This is a genomic window from Aquabacter sp. (genome assembly GCF_965279295.1).
In the GTDB taxonomy this organism is placed as follows: domain Bacteria; phylum Pseudomonadota; class Alphaproteobacteria; order Rhizobiales; family Xanthobacteraceae; genus Aquabacter.
The window spans coordinates 62867-77892 of record NZ_CBDIHQ010000010.1 but is presented as its reverse complement, the minus strand read 5'-3'; the positions used below and the strand labels follow the sequence as shown (position 1 = coordinate 77892).

At 66.2% G+C, this 15026-nt stretch carries 12 protein-coding genes; 5 read left to right on the top strand and 7 right to left on the bottom strand.

Annotation, left to right across the window (positions count from 1 at the left end):
- Positions 1 to 100: 100 nt before the first annotated feature.
- The 5 genes from ADADO0_RS03860 (at position 101) to ADADO0_RS03840 (ending at position 5425) form a co-directional block, all read left to right on the top strand.
- Positions 101 to 1003 carry a LysR family transcriptional regulator gene (locus tag ADADO0_RS03860; RefSeq protein ID WP_511303769.1) on the top strand — a complete coding sequence of 301 codons (903 nt, stop codon included), beginning with the start codon at positions 101 to 103 and terminating at the stop codon, positions 1001 to 1003.
- Between the two features lie 154 nt (positions 1004 to 1157).
- Positions 1158 to 2285, top strand: a complete 1128-nt coding sequence (locus ADADO0_RS03855) for a threonine synthase (protein ID WP_511303768.1) — start codon at positions 1158 to 1160, stop codon at positions 2283 to 2285.
- 17 nt (positions 2286 to 2302) lie between these two features.
- The gene (locus tag ADADO0_RS03850) at positions 2303 to 3712 is read left to right on the top strand and encodes an MmgE/PrpD family protein (protein WP_511303767.1); all 1410 of its coding nucleotides are present in this window, start codon (positions 2303 to 2305) and stop codon (positions 3710 to 3712) included.
- A gap of 29 nt (positions 3713 to 3741) precedes the next feature.
- Positions 3742 to 4503, top strand: a complete 762-nt coding sequence (locus tag ADADO0_RS03845) for a maleate cis-trans isomerase family protein (RefSeq protein WP_511303766.1) — start codon at positions 3742 to 3744, stop codon at positions 4501 to 4503.
- Positions 4504 to 4702: 199 nt separating this feature from the next.
- The gene (locus ADADO0_RS03840) at positions 4703 to 5425 is read left to right on the top strand and encodes a GntR family transcriptional regulator (protein ID WP_511303765.1); all 723 of its coding nucleotides are present in this window, start codon (positions 4703 to 4705) and stop codon (positions 5423 to 5425) included.
- Positions 5426 to 5434: 9 nt separating this feature from the next.
- On the opposite strand, the gene ADADO0_RS03835 is transcribed toward ADADO0_RS03840, so the two are convergent.
- The 7 genes from ADADO0_RS03835 to ADADO0_RS03805 form a co-directional block, all read right to left on the bottom strand.
- Positions 5435 to 6352, bottom strand: a complete 918-nt coding sequence (locus ADADO0_RS03835) for an ABC transporter permease (protein ID WP_511303764.1) — start codon at positions 6350 to 6352, stop codon at positions 5435 to 5437.
- Positions 6353 to 6362: 10 nt separating this feature from the next.
- Positions 6363 to 7220, bottom strand: coding sequence for an ABC transporter ATP-binding protein (locus tag ADADO0_RS03830; RefSeq protein WP_511303763.1), 858 nt, complete (start codon positions 7218 to 7220; stop codon positions 6363 to 6365).
- An 81-nt stretch (positions 7221 to 7301) separates the two neighbouring features.
- Complete coding sequence (locus ADADO0_RS03825) at positions 7302 to 8324, bottom strand: ABC transporter substrate-binding protein (protein WP_511303762.1); 1023 nt, start codon at positions 8322 to 8324, stop codon at positions 7302 to 7304.
- Positions 8325 to 8375: 51 nt separating this feature from the next.
- Positions 8376 to 9614 carry an aminotransferase class V-fold PLP-dependent enzyme gene (locus tag ADADO0_RS03820; protein WP_511303761.1) on the bottom strand — a complete coding sequence of 413 codons (1239 nt, stop codon included), beginning with the start codon at positions 9612 to 9614 and terminating at the stop codon, positions 8376 to 8378.
- Entirely contained in the window at positions 9611 to 11290 is a 1680-nt protein-coding gene (locus tag ADADO0_RS03815; protein ID WP_511303760.1) for a hydantoinase B/oxoprolinase family protein, read from the bottom strand. The genes ADADO0_RS03820 and ADADO0_RS03815 overlap by 4 nt, the downstream gene beginning before the upstream one ends.
- Entirely contained in the window at positions 11287 to 13362 is a 2076-nt protein-coding gene (locus tag ADADO0_RS03810; RefSeq protein WP_511303759.1) for a hydantoinase/oxoprolinase family protein, read from the bottom strand. The genes ADADO0_RS03815 and ADADO0_RS03810 overlap by 4 nt, the downstream gene beginning before the upstream one ends.
- A 229-nt stretch (positions 13363 to 13591) precedes the next feature.
- Entirely contained in the window at positions 13592 to 14734 is a 1143-nt protein-coding gene (locus tag ADADO0_RS03805; protein ID WP_511303758.1) for a threonine aldolase family protein, read from the bottom strand.
- Positions 14735 to 15026 lie beyond the last annotated feature (292 nt).

Genomic DNA, 15026 nt, shown 5'->3' with positions numbered 1-15026 from the left:
TGCTTCCAGTCTGCCCGGCTGATCTGGCTTGCAGTTTAGACCCAAAAAATATCAAATCTAATTTGAATAATTGAGGCTCTTAGATAGGAAATGACTATCGATGCGGTTCACCCTCGCGCAGCTTGAGGCGTTCTACTGGGTCGCCAAGCAGGGCACTGTCCGCGATGCCGCCCTGCGCCTGAACCTGTCCCAGCCATCGGTCTCTCTGCGCATCCGCGAACTGGAGACGGCGCTCTCGACCATTCTGTTCGAGCGGTCGCGCACCGGCATGCGCCTGACTGACGACGGGACCGAACTGATGGAGCGGGCCTTCCTGATGCTCGGGGAGGCGGAACGTATCCGCAATCTCGCGAAGTCCGAGGAGGCGGTGCGCGGCACGCTCAGGCTCGGCATGCCGGAAGTATTCGCCGTGCGCTGCCTGCCAACGCTGCTCGCGAGCCTTGGCGCGGCATACCCCTATCTCAGGGTGGAACTGCACATCGCCACCAGCGCCGAACTGGTGGAGGACGTGGCGGAGCGACGGATCGACCTCGGCTTCATCATCGATCCGGTGAAGGCGCAGCATCTCCACATGGTGCCACTGGGCTATCTGGAGCGCCGCTGGGTCGGCGGGCTGAAGGCGAGCGTGAAGGAACCGCTGAGAGCGGAGGACATCCGCCATATGCCGATCCTCACCATCCCGCCGCGCGGTTCGCCCGAGACGACGGTGACGCGGTGGTTCCGGAGTGGTGGCGCGGAGCCCTCGCGCCTGATCCCCTGCAATAGCGTCTATGTGATCGTCCAGCTCATCAAGCGCGGCATTGGTATCGGTATTCTGCCGCTGCCGCTGATCGAGGCGGAAAATGCCGATGGGGAGTTGCGCATCCTGGAAAGCCACCCGCCGGTGGAAAGCTCGATGATGTACGCGGCCTACAAGCTGGAAGCGACCAGCCCGAACATCGCGGCCCTGATCCGCATGACCAAGCGGACGCTTGGCGAAATCGGCTTCCTCGGAACGACGTGAGCCGGGCGACAGGCCGAAACGCCAATCAAAATGGCGACCAGCCGTCGCATAGTTGACATCCTGGATCCTGGATACTTAACTTCAGACATTGGTTTTCGCCTTGTCGGTTATGATGTTACTTATCGTTCAAAACGCTTCAGGTGCGGGCGCGGACGTGTCTTATGTCTCCGCCTCCGGCGCTACATTTCCCGTCACGGAGCCGCTGTGGTGCGCGCCGGATGGCGGCCGGCTTGGCTTGACGCCGGGCCGTGGCCTCACCCGTTCCGATATTGCGACCCACGAGAATTCCCTTTGGCGCTATGCCGCCGCCATCCGCGTCGATGCCGCCCAGCGGGTTACTTTGGGCGAGGGCTTCACCCCGCTGGTGTCTACCCGCTTCGGTGGCCGCGAGGTGGGTATGAAGCTCGAATTCATGGCGCCCACTGGGTCGTTCAAGGATCGCGGCATGGCGGTGCTGATGACCTATCTCAGGAGTGTCAGCGTCACCCGCATCCTCGAGGATTCCTCCGGCAATGCGGGCGCCTCCATGGCGGCCTATGCGGCGGCGTGCGGCATGGCGTGCCGCATACTCGTTCCGGCCTCCGCCCCCGCTGGAAAGCTGGTGCAGATGCGCGCCATGGGCGCCGATGTCGTGCCCGTGCCCGGTACCCGCCAGGACGTCGCCGACCAGGCGCTGCGCGAGGCGGCGGAGATTTTCTACTCCAGCCACAACTGGCAGCCGTTCTTCATCGAGGGCACCAAGACGCTGGCGTTCGAGCTTTGGGAGCAGGCCGGCTTCACGGTTCCGGACGTCGTGGTGGTTCCGCTCGGCTATGGCAGCAACGTGCTCGGCTTGCGCATCGGCTTTGAGGAATTGAAGCAGCGCGGCGCGATCGACCGTATTCCCAGGATTTTCGGCGTTCAGGCGGCGAACTGCTCCGCTTTTGGTGCCTCGCAGGATGCCGGGGTCGACCATGTCGTGCCGTTCCAGCCCCGCCCCACGGTGGCGGGGGGCATCGCCTCGCAAAAGCCGGTCCGGGTGGCGGAGGTTCTGTCCGCCATGCGGGACAGCGGCGGTGGGCTTGTTCGGGTCTCGGAGGACGAGATCGCCGCCGGCCTGCGCGCGCTTCTGGCGGTCGGATTGTTCGTGGAGCCGACTTCGGCCGCCGGCGCTGCGGGGTTGCTGCAACTCCAGGCGCAAGGGCATATCGGCCCTGAGGAAAGTGTGGTGTTGGTGTTGACCGGCCACGGCCTCAAGGCGACGCAGGATATCGAAGACATGATCGCGGCATCACCGCGCTAACAGTCCGGAGAACAGTCATGGCGACGAAGCTGGCCCTCGCAACCGCACCGCTCGATGAGAGCGAGGGGCTCAGCGCCCGCCTCTGCGCCGACATCGCAAGCTGGCGCTACGAAGACTTGCCCGAGGCGGTCGTGCGCACCGTCAAGCTGTTCCTGGTGGATACGTTCGGTGTGATCGCCGGGGCCGCTCGGGCGCCGGGGATTGCCGAGGTACGGGGCCGTTTCGCGCGCTGGGAGAAGGACGGCAGCGCGACCGTCCTCCTGGGCAAGAACCGCATGTCGCCGCCCCACGCCGCCCTGGTGAACGGCGCCGCCGCCCACGCGCTGGATTTCGACGACATCCACGACCCGGCCCGCGTCCACACCTTCTGCGTCATGCTCCCCGCCATGCTCGCGGCGGCGGAGGACATCGGCAGCGTCGATGGCAAGCGCCTCATCCTCGCCCTGGCGATCGGCGCCGAACTGCACGCGCGCCTTGGCCTTGCCGCCTACAATTGCCTCGGCAAGGGCTGGCATCCCACCATGACGCTCGGCGCGCTCGCAGGTTCGCTCGGGGTCGGCAGCCTGCTCGGATTGGACGAGACCGGCATGCTGAACGCCCTCGGCCTTGCCCTGCACCAAGCCAGCGGCACGGCGCAGCCCATGCTCGACGGCGTGCTCGCGAAGCGGCTCGGCGCGGGGATCGCGGCTCGCGGCGCGGTGACGGCGGGCTTTCTCGCCAAGGACGGCGTCACCGGCTCGTTCCGCCCGCTGGAAGGGGATGCCGGCCTGTTCCCGTTCATGGAGCGCGGCGAGGCGCGCATCGGCGAACTGATGGACGGCCTGCGGGAAGAATGGCGCGTTCTTGAATATTCCTTCAAGCCATTCCCTTGCTGCCGTTGCACCCACACGGAGATCGGCCTCGGCTTCGAACTGCGCCGGCTGGGCGTGACGCCGGAAGACATCGCCTCGGTTGAGATCGCCCTCGGCAAGGTCAATTTCCAGACCGTCGGCCAGCCGTACGAGGCCAAGCGCGACGCCGTGGTCCATGCGCAGTTCAGCGCCGCCTACACGTTCGCGCGCGCCCTCACCGACGGCAAGGTGGACCTCGCCACCTTCACCCGCCCGAACATCACCGATCCCCGGATCGCCGCCTTGGCGGAGAAGGTCACCGCCATCATCGATCCGGGCGAGGCGGCGACCGACATGGCGCCGGCTCGCGTCACCATTACCCGCACCGATGGCAGCGTGCTCACGGTCGCGAGCCGGCTGATCCCCGGCAGCCCGGATGCGCCCATGAGCGAGGCAGACATCATCGCCAAATTCGAGGGCTGCGTCGCGTTCGGCCTGGGCCTAGACGCGGCGCAGGCGCGGCCGTTCGCGGAACGCCTGCTCGCCATCGATGAATTGCCTGACGTGTCGGTCCTGGCGCGCGATTTCCCCAACTGAATTTCACGTCTCACGAATTGGAGAACGGCATGTACGGCTGGCGCGGACGGATCGGGCTTCTGGTGCCCTCCATCAACAACACCATGGAGCCGGAATTCTGGCGCATCGCGCCGGAGGGCGTTTCCGTAAGCACGGCACGCATTGCCGGCGGGCGCCACGGCACGCCGGAGGAATTGCGCGGGATGGAGAAGGAATCCCGCGCCGCCGCCGCGCGCGTCGCCAATACCGAGCCCAATGTGGTGGTCTATGGCTGTACCTCCGGCAGCTTCTTCGAGGGGCCGGAATGGAATCGCATGATCTGCGATGAACTCACCAAGATCACCGGCGCGCCCACCATCACCACGGCGGGCGCCATGGTCGAATGCATGACGCGCAACGGCCACAACAAGGTGGATGTGGTCACGCCTTATGTCGAACTCACCAACGAGCGCCTGAAGCAGTTCCTGCGCGCCTACGGCGTCGAGGTCACGAGCCTCGCCACCTTCGACATGCTGGATATGTTCGACCACGCGAAGATCCGCCCGGACGAGATCTATCAACGCGTCAAGGAAACGGTGACGGAAGACTCCACCGCCGTGTTTGTCGCCTGCACCCAGCTTCGCGCGCTGGAGGTGGTGGACATGCTGGAGCGGGATCTCGGCAAGCCGGTCTATTCCGCCAACCAGGCGAGTGCCTGGCTCGCCTATGAGGCGCTCGGTATCGATCCCGGCATCAGCAATTGCGGCAGCCTGCTGCGCTCGCTCTCCGAGACGGGCCGCCGGGCGCCTCAGCCCTTGCGACAGATTGCGTGAGTGGCAGGAGTGCCGCATACGGTGTCGGAGCGCCTGCCTGCCTGGATTCGCTTGGGTGAAACCGGCGACGATGCAATCGCGGGTGTCCCGTTGAGGCGTCCTCAGGGGCGCCTTGGGCGGGGCATCGGGAGGGGCTAAAGACGCCGTGCCGGTAAGGAGACTTGCCGGCAAGGCCATCCGTCGGGGGAATGAGCGCCACATGCCCAGCCTGGTCCGCACCGAGCCGCTTTACGATCAGATCTACGAGATCCTGTGGGAGAAGATCCTCGGGCTGGAGATTGTCGCGGGCGCGCGCCTGCGGGACATCGAATGGGCCGAGAAGTTGGAGGTCAGCCGCACCCCGGTGCGCGAGGCGCTGCGTAAGCTCCAGAAGGATGGCGTGCTCGAGCCGGTGGGCCACGGCCGCTACGTGCTGAAGCGCATCAGCCCGACGGAATTGCGCGCGCTGTACCGCTGCCGCGCGGTCCTGGAGGCCCTGGCGGTGCAGGATCTGAAGGGGCATCTGAAGCCCCGCGACGTCGCCGCTCTATCGACCCTGGTGGAAAAGACCCAGGCCGCTCTTGAGGCGGGCGATTTCCGCAGCGCCTTCCAACTCAACACCGAGTTCCACCAGCGTCTCACGACGCTCAGCGGCAACACCTATCTGATGCTGCTGCTGGACAATATCCGCCGCCTGATCCTGTACGCCCGTTCCACATTGCGCACGCTGATCGAGCAGAGCGACAGCCTCAGCGGCCTGTATGCCGCGCATCTCGGGCGCGGCCAGTCCTACCATGTGGCGATCGTCGACGCCCTGAAGGCCGAGGATTACGCGGGCGCCGCCAAGTCCATGGAGCAGCATCTGTTCCAGACCGCCGAGGACATGAGTATCCTGTTCGAGCGGGCGACGCAGGGCGCGCCCGCCGTCGCTGCGGGCGCCTGATTTAACGGTTCACCGTTGCATTCCCCACTTCTGCACGGTCCTGGCTTCGATGGACCTGAAGATGATGGATTCGACGAAGAGGCCGATGAGGATGACGCTGAGGAGCCCGGCGAAGACCTTTGGTGTTTCGAGTTCGGAGCGGGCCTCGAAGATGTACCAGCCGAGGCCGCCGGAGCGGGAGGAGACGCCGAACACGAGTTCCGCTGCGACCAGGGTGCGCCAGGCGAAAGCCCAGCCGATCTTGAGGCCCGAGAGGATGGCGGGGAAGGCGGCGGGGACCAGGATCAGCGCGACATAACTCAGGCCCTTGAGACCGTAGTTGCGCCCCGAGAGGCGTAGGGTCTCGGGGACGGAGCGGAAGCCGGTGAGGGTGGAGAGCGACACCGCCCACAGCACCGAATGGATGATGACGAACACCAGCGAGGGGACGCCGAGCCCGAACCAGATCAGGGCCAGCGGCAGCACGGCGATGGCCGGGAGCGGGTTGAACATGGCGGTGAGTGTGGTGAGCACGTCCGCCCCGAAGCGGGAGGAAACCGCGAGCGAGGTGAGGATCGCAGCCAGCGCGATGCCGCCGAGATATCCCAGCGCCAGGGGATAGAGCGAGGTGCGGGTGCGGTCGATCAGCGTGCCGTCGAGCAGATCCCGCATGAAGGTCTCGATCGTCAGGGTGAAGGTCGGAAACAACAGGGGATTGTCGAGCCAGCGGGCATAGAGTTCCCAGGCGATGACCAGGATGACGAGGACGCCGACGCGCCTGACGCCATCATTGTTGACGATGCGTTCGAGCCAGGAGAGGCGGCGCTGGACCTCGCCGATGCCGCTGGCATCCGAGAGCGCACACTCGAAGTCGGGGCGCGGCTTGGGGAGGGCGGCTTTCGGCTTCGCGATGTCGAGCGTGCCGGGGCGGGTGTCGATGATGGACATGGCTTTTCCCTCAGCTCGCGGCGGCCAGATGGGCGGGTTCAGGCGCGGCAACCGGCGCGTGGCTCACTTCCTCCTCGAACAAGAGCGCGTGGATGCGCTTTGAGAGGGCGCCGAAGACGGGTGTGTCGACGTCGGCATAGGAGAGGTCGCCGGCCTCCAGCTCGGCCCGGACCCGCCCGGGATGGGGCGAGAGGATGAGGATGCGCGAGCCCACGACGATCGCCTCCTCGATGGAATGGGTGACGAACAGCACGGTGAAATGAAGCTGGTCCCAGAGCGAGAGCAACTCCTCCTGCATCTTGCGGCGGGTGAGGGCATCGAGGGCGGCGAACGGCTCGTCCATGAGCAGGACGTCGGGCTCCATGGCCATGGCGCGGGCGATGGCGACGCGCATCTTCATGCCGCCGGAGAGCATGTGGGGGTAGACGTTCCTGAACTTGGTGAGGTTGACCTTGTCGATGGCCGACAGGGCGCGCTCGCGGGCTTCGGACGTCCAGTATTTGCCTGCGGCCTGCATGGGGAACATGACGTTCTGGAGCACGGTCTTCCAGGGCATGAGTTGCTCGAACTCCTGGAACACCATCATGCGGTCGGGCCCCGGCTCGCGGACCTCGCGCCCGTTGACGACGATGGAGCCGCCGACCGGCTTGATGAAGCCGCCGATGGCTTTGAGCAGGGTGGACTTTCCGCATCCCGACGGCCCGAGGATGACATAGCGATCGCCGCGCTCGACGGAGCAGGAGACCTTGTAGGTGGCAGTCACCAGATGGTCGGGCGTCTTGTATTGCAGCGTCACGTCGCGGACCTGCACGAGGCCGGTCGAAGACTGGGCCATCGAAGACTGGGCCGTCGAAGACTTGGCCGTCATGGCGCAAACCTTTCCATCCAGGACTAAAGGCTGGCGGCTCGTCCCGAGGGACGAGCCGGGCGATGGCGGGCGGGGCGAGGGTCAGTCGCCGGGAAGGGCTTGCACATACTCAAAGAACGGCTCGTTCCAGGTGGCGGGGATCACCTTGAGCGAACCCACCGCCTTCAGGAATTCCGCATACTTCATCATCTTCTGCGGGGTCATCGTATAGATGGTGCCGGGATCGTTCAGCAGAGCAACGATATCTTCTTTCTTGGCCCCGCCTTCCTTCGAGAACGACAGATATATGTCGGCGGCCTTGTTCTTGTCTTCGTTGATCAGCTTCTGGGCGTCGCCCAGTGCCTGGACGAACGCCTGCATGGTCTTCGGGTTTTCTTCCTTGAATTTCACCGTGCTGAACAGGATCGACCAGGTGGAGGGGCCGCCCATCACGTCCTCGGAGGTGAGCACGGTGCGAATGCCCGGCGCCTTGGCCTCGATGTTCTGGAACGGGGGCGATGTGAAGTGCGCGCTGATCTCGGTCTTGCCCGAAAGCAGGATGCTCATGCCGTCGGGATGCGGCAGGGAGACGGTGAGAGGGTCCAGCTTGTTGTACTGGCTCATGCCCCATTCTTTGGCCGCCGCCATCTGGAGGATGATGGCGGGAATCGAAATCTTCACCGCCGACAGCGCGATCCGGTCCTTATCGGTGAAGTCCTTGATGGTCTTCACGTCGGGATTGCGGGTGTTGAGCCAGCTCGACTGGCTGAGGAGCGAGGCGATGCCCTTGATCTCGGAGGAGGTGCCCTTGGCCTTCGACCATACGGTGAGGAAGCCAGGCGGGCCGTTGGTCACGACGTTCACGCTGCCCGAGATCAGCGCCTCGTTCACCGCCGTGTTGTTGCCGAGCGTCATGTAGACCGGCTTGGTGGCGATGCCGAGTTCTGCCGCGCGCTTCTCGAACAGCTTCTCCTTCTCCATCACCATGAGCGGGAGGAAGGCGAGGCCATACTGTTTGACGATGCGGATCTCGTCGGTTTCCGCCAATGCTGCCGGTGCCACGCAGGCGAGGCAGGCGGCGGAGACCAGCAATGTGCAGCCGAGACGTTGTGCGATCCTGAACATCCTGTCTTCCCCTTTTTTGTGAGACTGGAGCAGAGCTTTACGGTGGTCTCCCTAGATGCCGGCTCCGACGTTGGCCGGGCGGCGGCTCTTGCTGGCCATGAATTCTCCGGCGACCTCGACCACCCGGTCGATGTCGTCTTCGTTGTTGTAGAGATGCAGCGACAGGCGAAGCATGCCGCGCCGGATGGTGTGGCGCACATGGGCCGCGGTGAGCCGCGCATTGAGGGCGATGAGCATCTCGTCGCCGACGGAATCGTGCTCCTCGCTGAGGTTCTCGCCGATGGCGACGATATGGCCCCGGTCCGCGCAGGACGGGCCGCCGAACACCGGCACGCCGACCGCACACAGGCCTTCCGCCAGCCTCTGGGCAAGACCGCAGACCCGCGCCTCTATGGCTCGTGTGCCAATGGCCGCGATTTCCCCGAGGGACTGGCGCACCGCGACCGCGCCCACGAAGTTGAAATTGCCGACGTCGAAGCGGCGCGCGCCCAGGGCATAGCCGAAGGCGTCGGGGTCACCGGAAGCCGCTTCATGCTCGGCGGCGATGCTGACCCCGGCGCGGGAGAGATAGGCCGGCACCAGCGTGTCGGCGAGTTGGCGCCGCACATACAGGAATCCGGAGCCGTAGAGCCCCAGAAGGCCCTTCTGGGTGGAGGAGGCGAGGGCGTCGACGCCCATCGCCTTCACGTCGGTGTGGAGAATGCCCGTGGACTGGGCCGCATCCACCAGCACTCGCACGCCGCGCGGCCGGCAATGGCGGGTCAGGTCTTCGACCGGAAAGCGGAAGCCGGGCGCGAACGAAACGGTGGAAACCGTGACCAGGCGGGTGCGGGGATCGATCGCGTCGATCACCTTGTCGAGCGGCACGCGTCCGCCCACCGGCCGCACCACCTTCACCTCGACGCCGCGCAGACGTGCGAGGTTCTGCCAGGGGAAGATATTGGCGGGATGCTCCAGCGCCTGACAGACCACGACATTGTCGCCCGCTTGCCAGGGCAACGCGTTACCGAAGGCGTTGATGCCTTCCGAGATGTTCTTGGTGAGGCTGATCTCTTCGCTGTCGGCGCCGATGAGATCGGCGAAGCGGCGGCGGCTGTCCTCCGCGAGCGAGAACATCCAGGCCTTGTCGCCGCCCTCGATCATGCGGTGGTCGAGATAAGCGTCGATGGCGCCGCGCACGCCCACCGAGATCAGGCCGCGCGCCGCCACGTCGAGATAGGCGTAGTGCCCGGTGCCGGGATAGGACGCACGGCGCGCCGAAAACACATCGCCCGCAGACAGTGCGCTCATGCCGCATTCTCCGTGGGCAGCGAAGCGCCTTTCGCGGATGGGGCGGTGACGCGGTCCTCGCGCACATCCTTGTCCATCAGCGCGCTCGGGCGGCGCTCGGGCGGTCCATAGCCGCCACCGCCCGGTGTGAGGATGGAGAGCACCGAATCCGGCGGCAGGGCGACGTCCGCCTCCGCCGAATTGAGGATGCGCTCGCGCGGCGTGCCGGGGTCGAGCACGAACACGCCCAATGCGCCATGGACGCCGCCGGCAAGGCCGGGCGCCGGCACGTTCTGCCGCTCGGCGGAGAGGCTGACCGTGATGCCCTCGGCGAGCGCGCGATATTCGCGGATCACGCCCGCGCCGCCCCGGTGCTGGCCCGGTCCCCCGGAGCCGTCGCGGATGGCGTAGCGTTCGATGCGCAGCGGATAGGCGTGCTCCAGCGCTTCGACCGGCAGGTTGGCGGCGCCGGAGGCATGGACCCGCACCGCATCGATGCCGTCGCGGTTGGGTCGTGCCCCCATGCCGCCGGCTATGGTCTCGTAATTGACGAAATAGCCGGCATTGCGCGGATCCGGGCCGGCGAACACCGCGAGATGGTGCGGGCCGCTGCCGGCGATGGCCCGCTCCGGCATGGCTTGCGACAAGGCGAGGGCGATCACGTCGCCCAGCACGCCCGCACTGATGGAGCGGCAGCCGACCGGCGCAGGCGCCACCGGCTGCACCACGCTGCCCTGCGGCGTGGTGATGGTGATGGTGTCGAAATAGCCGGCATTAGCCGGCACGTCGGGGTCGAGCAGGCTTTTGGCGACCGTGTAGACGGTGGCGATGAGCGCCTGGTTCGGGATGTTCCGCGCCCAGCTCAGTTGCGCCGCCGAGCCGGCGAAATCCAGCTCCATGCGATCACCTTCGATGGTGAGCTTGAGCGCGATCCGTGCGGTCTCTCCCGGCGCGTCGCCGTCCAGGAAATCCTCCACCCTATAGACCCCCGGCTTGATGCGGCCGATGGCGGCGGCGAAGCGGCGGCGGGTGAAGTCCACATAGGCCTCGATCGCCGGTTCGGTCGCCTCGCCATAGCGGGCGAACAATCCTTCCACCGCCCGGATGCCGGTCACGTTGGAGGCGAACTGTGCCCTCAGATCGCCGCTGCGCTCGTCGGCGGTGCGGGAGTTGAGCAGGATGATGTCGAAGACGTCGCGGTTGATCTCCCCGCCCCGCATGATGCGCACGGGCGGGATGCGCAGCCCCTCCTGGAAGATCGAGCGGCACACGGCGGCTTCGCTGCCGGGCACCATGCCGCCGACGTCGGCGTGGTGGGCGATGTTGGCGACATAGGCGACGATGCGCCCGTCCCAGAACACCGGCGCGATGATGTTGATGTCCGGCAAATGCGAGCCGCCGCCGGAATAGGGATCATTGGCCACGAACATGTCGCCCGGCGCGATCTCGTCCACCGAAAAGCGGGCGGTCACGGCGAGTACCGCGCCGATCATGGAACCGAGATGGATCGGCACCCGCTGCGCCTGCGCGATCACGCGACCCTTGGCGTCGAACACCGCCGTGGAGCAGTCGGCGCGCTCCTTGATGTTCGGCGAGAATGAGGTGCGGATCAGCGTCGCGGCCATCTCTTCCGAGATCGACAGAAGATGGCGGGAGACGACCTCGGCGGTGATGGAATCCACACTCTTCGCGCTCATTGCAGCAGTCCTTCCGAAGCGGTGGGGATTGCGATCATGAGGTTGCCGGCACGGTCCACGTCCACCGTGGCGCCGGGCGGGATCACCGTGGTGGTGTCCATCTGCTCGACGATGGCGGGGCCCTGGAAGCGGGTGTCGGCGGGCATGCGGTCGCGGTCATAAACGGGTGTCGGCGCGAAACCCGAGCCGAAGAACCACACCTCGCGTTCGTCGATCACGGCGTCGCGCAGCGTGCCGCGCGGCACCGCGGTGTTGAGCGGGGGAATGGGCCGCTGGACCGTCACCGCGAGGCGCAGGTTGACGATCTCCACCGGCCGCTCCGGCATGGCGTAGCCGTAGGCGGCCTCGTGGGCGGCGTGGAAGCGCGCGATGACAGAGGCCAGGGTCTCGGCATCGAGGTGCTGGTGGGGCAGGGCGGCGGAAAGTTCGAAATTCTGCCCGAAGTAGCGCAGGTCTCCCTGCCACTCGAACAGTGCGGCTGCCCCCGCAGCTTCAGTCTCCAGCCAGGCTTCGCCCCGCCGTTTCAACTCGGTGAGGCCGGCGTTGAGGGCGCCAAGGGACGACGGCTCGGCAAGCACCAGCCGGGTGAGGCTGAAATCACCCCGCGCGTCTGCGTGCAGCAGCCCCATGGCTGAGAGCAGGCCCGGCCGCTGCGGCACGAACACGCGCGGCATGCCCATCATGACCGCCACGTCTGCCGCATGCAGCGGGCCGGCGCCGCCGAACGGCATCAGAGCGAAGTCGCGCGGGTCCTCGCCGCGCTCCACCGAGATGACGCGGACCGCGCCCATCATGTTGACGTTGACGATCTCGATGATGCCGGACGCCGCCCGCACGAGATCGATGCCGAGCTGCTCGCACAGATGGGTCTCGATGGCCTTGCGCCCGAGTTCGGGGAACACCTCCATTCGGCCCTGGAGCAGCGCCTTCTGGTTCAGTCGGCCGAGCACCATGTTGGCATCGGTGACGGTGGGGCGCTCGCCGCCGCGGCCGTAGGCGGCGGGGCCGGGCATGGCGCCGGCACTCTGGGGTCCGACCTTCAGGAGGCCGCCTGGATCGACCCAGGCAATGGAGCCTCCGCCCGCGCCGATGGTGTGGATGTCGAGCGTGCGGGTGCGTACGGGGAAGCCGCCCATCTCGCGGACATTGTGCTTGGCCGGCACGCCGTCGCGGATCAGCGCCACGTCGGTGGAGGTGCCGCCCATATCGAAGGTAATGATGTCCTTCGTGTGCACGGCGGCGCCGATACCCACGGCGCCGATCACACCGCCGGCCGGGCCGGAGAAGAAGGTGTTGATGGGCGTCCGTCGCACGGTGGCAGGGGAGACCGCCCCGCCGTTGGATTGCATGATGGTGGGCTGCGCGCCGATGCCCAGCGCCGCCACTCCGCGCTCGAATCGCTCAAGGTAGCGGTCGATCACCGGCAGCAGGCTGGCGTTCACGGTGGAGGTGGCGAACCGCTCGTATTCGCGGAATTCCGCGAGGATGTCGGACGAGGCGCAGACGAAGGTCTCCGGCCACATCTCCCGCACGATCTCGGCGGCGCGACGCTCGTGGTCCGGGTTGGCATAGGCGTGCAGGAAGCAGATGGAGACCGCCTGGGCGCCGCGCGCCTTCAGGGTGGCGACCGCAGCGCGCACCGCATCCTCGTCCAGGGGCGTGACCACGGCGCCATCGTGCGCGATCCGTTCAGTGACTTCGATGCGCAGGTCGCGGCTGGACGGCGGGGCGGGTTTTTCAAGATCAAGATTGAAGAAGCTCGGGCGCCGCTGGCGCGCAAGCTCGATCACGTCGCGGAAGCCCTGCGTCGTGATCATGCCGGTTCGCACCCATTTGCGTTCCAGCACCGCGTTCGTGGCGAGGGTCGTGCCATGGCAGACCAGATCCACCTCGGAGGGGTCAAGTTCGGCGAGGCGGAGGATTTCCTCCATCCCGCTGAGAATGCCCCGCGAGGCATCGTCCGGCGTGGTTGGTGTCTTGTGCAGCCACTGGGCGCCGCTTTCCACGTCCACCAGGACCAGATCTGTGAAGGTTCCGCCGGTGTCGATGCCGAGCCACGCTTTATGCTGCACTTCCGGTCTCCATTATTGGATACTGGACCCTGTATAACGTTCTGCGGAATGGGTGGTCAATGTTTGGTCGTTAGCAAAGGCTGCTCGAAGATTGTGCATCGCAAGCAGGCGGGCTGTGTCCTGCAACTCAAAATGGCGTGCGACAGCGGTCCCGCGCGCTATGCGGCGGGCCAAAAGTTCGCCAGATCCAGAAAACGAAAGGCTTGCCAGCCTTCGGGCGTAGGCCCGGTCAGACCCGGAGCGCGTCCGCCAGGGCTTGGGCTGCGATTTCGATCTCGCCCGCAGCGATGTCGAGGTGGGTGACCGCGCGCATCAGGTGGGGCCCTTCCAACGACATGCGGACCCCCCGCTCGCCTAGCCGCTTGAGGATATCGCTGGAGACATGCCCGGTCGCGGCGATATCGATGAAAACGATGTTGGTTTCGACGCGCGGAAAGGCGAGGCGGACGCCGGGAATCTGCGAAACGAAATCGCCCAGGCGCCGGGCATTGTCGTGGTCAATCGCCAGCCGGTCCACATTGTGGTCTAGGGCATGGAGGCAGGCGGCTGTGAGGACGCCGGACTGGCGCAAGGCGCCGCCGAGCCTGTGCTTCCAGGCCCAGGCGTCCGAGATGAAGTCGCGCGAACCTGCCAGCACCGCGCCAACCGGACAGCCCAGGCCCTTGGAGAAATCGAGCCAGACGCTGTCGCACGGGCGGCCAAAATCATGTGCCGCCACGTTGGAGGCCACCACCGCGTTGAGCAGCCGCGCGCCGTCCATGTGCACGGCGAGGCCGGCGTCATGTGCCTTCAGGGCGACATCCTCCACCAGCGCGAGCGGCCACACCGCCCCACCGCCGCGGTTGGAGGTCTGCTCCATCACGACCACCCTGCTGCGCGGCGCTCTCTGGCGCGCGGGCCGGATGGCGCTGAGGACGGCATCGGCATTGAAGATGCCGTCCGGCGCATCGATGGGCCGCACGAAAGCCCCCGCCAACGCGGCCGCGCCGCCGCCTTCCGAGCCGTAGATATGCGCCTGCTGGGCGGCGATGATCTCATCCCCGGCCTTGCAGTGCACCAGGAAGGAGATTTGATTGCACATGGTCCCGGAGGGCAGGAACACTGCGCTTTCCTGCCCGAGCAGGTCGGCCGTGCGTTCTTCCAGAGCGCGGGTGGTTGGGTCCTCGCCCCGCTGCTCGTCGCCGACCGGCGCGCGCGCCATGGCCTGAAGCATCTCCGGGGACGGGCGCGTGGACGTGTCGCTGCTCAGATCAATCTTGATGGCGCGCTCGATCATGATGCCCACTCGAAATGCCGGTGATGACGGAACGCCCGCCGCAATGGCGGGATCAGACCCGCCAAGCATCGGCGGCGCAAGAGGAGACGCCATCATGCCTGCCATGTCCGCGCCGCGCGAGCATGTTCAAAATCGTCCGGCAGTGCGACATTCCGGGGATGCGGTCAAAAATTGCCGGTCTATCGGGGGATGCGCCCTTGTTCCCCGTCAACCCCTCCTTTATGCCGGTGGGGGTCGCACATTTTGTGGATGGGGTAGCGTCGGGAAATCAAGTTTTTCCAAGCGTTTGGAGTCATCCTCTCATCATTCTTCCAGCATGTGAGATCCGCGTAAGGGCTGCTGTCTCCGGATCTGTCGGGTGTTGTGCGGTAGCGGGGCGCGCCCGCTT

Coding starts and splice junctions, on each gene's coding strand:
- ADADO0_RS03860 (WP_511303769.1), top strand. CDS start 101: ATGCGGTTCACCCTCGCGCAGCTTGAGGCGTTCTACTGGGTCGCCAAG.
- ADADO0_RS03850 (WP_511303767.1), top strand. CDS start 2,303: ATGGCGACGAAGCTGGCCCTCGCAACCGCACCGCTCGATGAGAGCGAG.
- ADADO0_RS03845 (WP_511303766.1), top strand. CDS start 3,742: ATGTACGGCTGGCGCGGACGGATCGGGCTTCTGGTGCCCTCCATCAAC.
- ADADO0_RS03840 (WP_511303765.1), top strand. CDS start 4,703: ATGCCCAGCCTGGTCCGCACCGAGCCGCTTTACGATCAGATCTACGAG.
- ADADO0_RS03835 (WP_511303764.1), bottom strand. CDS start 6,352: ATGTCCATCATCGACACCCGCCCCGGCACGCTCGACATCGCGAAGCCG.
- ADADO0_RS03830 (WP_511303763.1), bottom strand. CDS start 7,220: ATGACGGCCAAGTCTTCGACGGCCCAGTCTTCGATGGCCCAGTCTTCG.
- ADADO0_RS03825 (WP_511303762.1), bottom strand. CDS start 8,324: ATGTTCAGGATCGCACAACGTCTCGGCTGCACATTGCTGGTCTCCGCC.
- ADADO0_RS03820 (WP_511303761.1), bottom strand. CDS start 9,614: ATGAGCGCACTGTCTGCGGGCGATGTGTTTTCGGCGCGCCGTGCGTCC.
- ADADO0_RS03815 (WP_511303760.1), bottom strand. CDS start 11,290: ATGAGCGCGAAGAGTGTGGATTCCATCACCGCCGAGGTCGTCTCCCGC.
- ADADO0_RS03805 (WP_511303758.1), bottom strand. CDS start 14,734: ATGATGGCGTCTCCTCTTGCGCCGCCGATGCTTGGCGGGTCTGATCCC.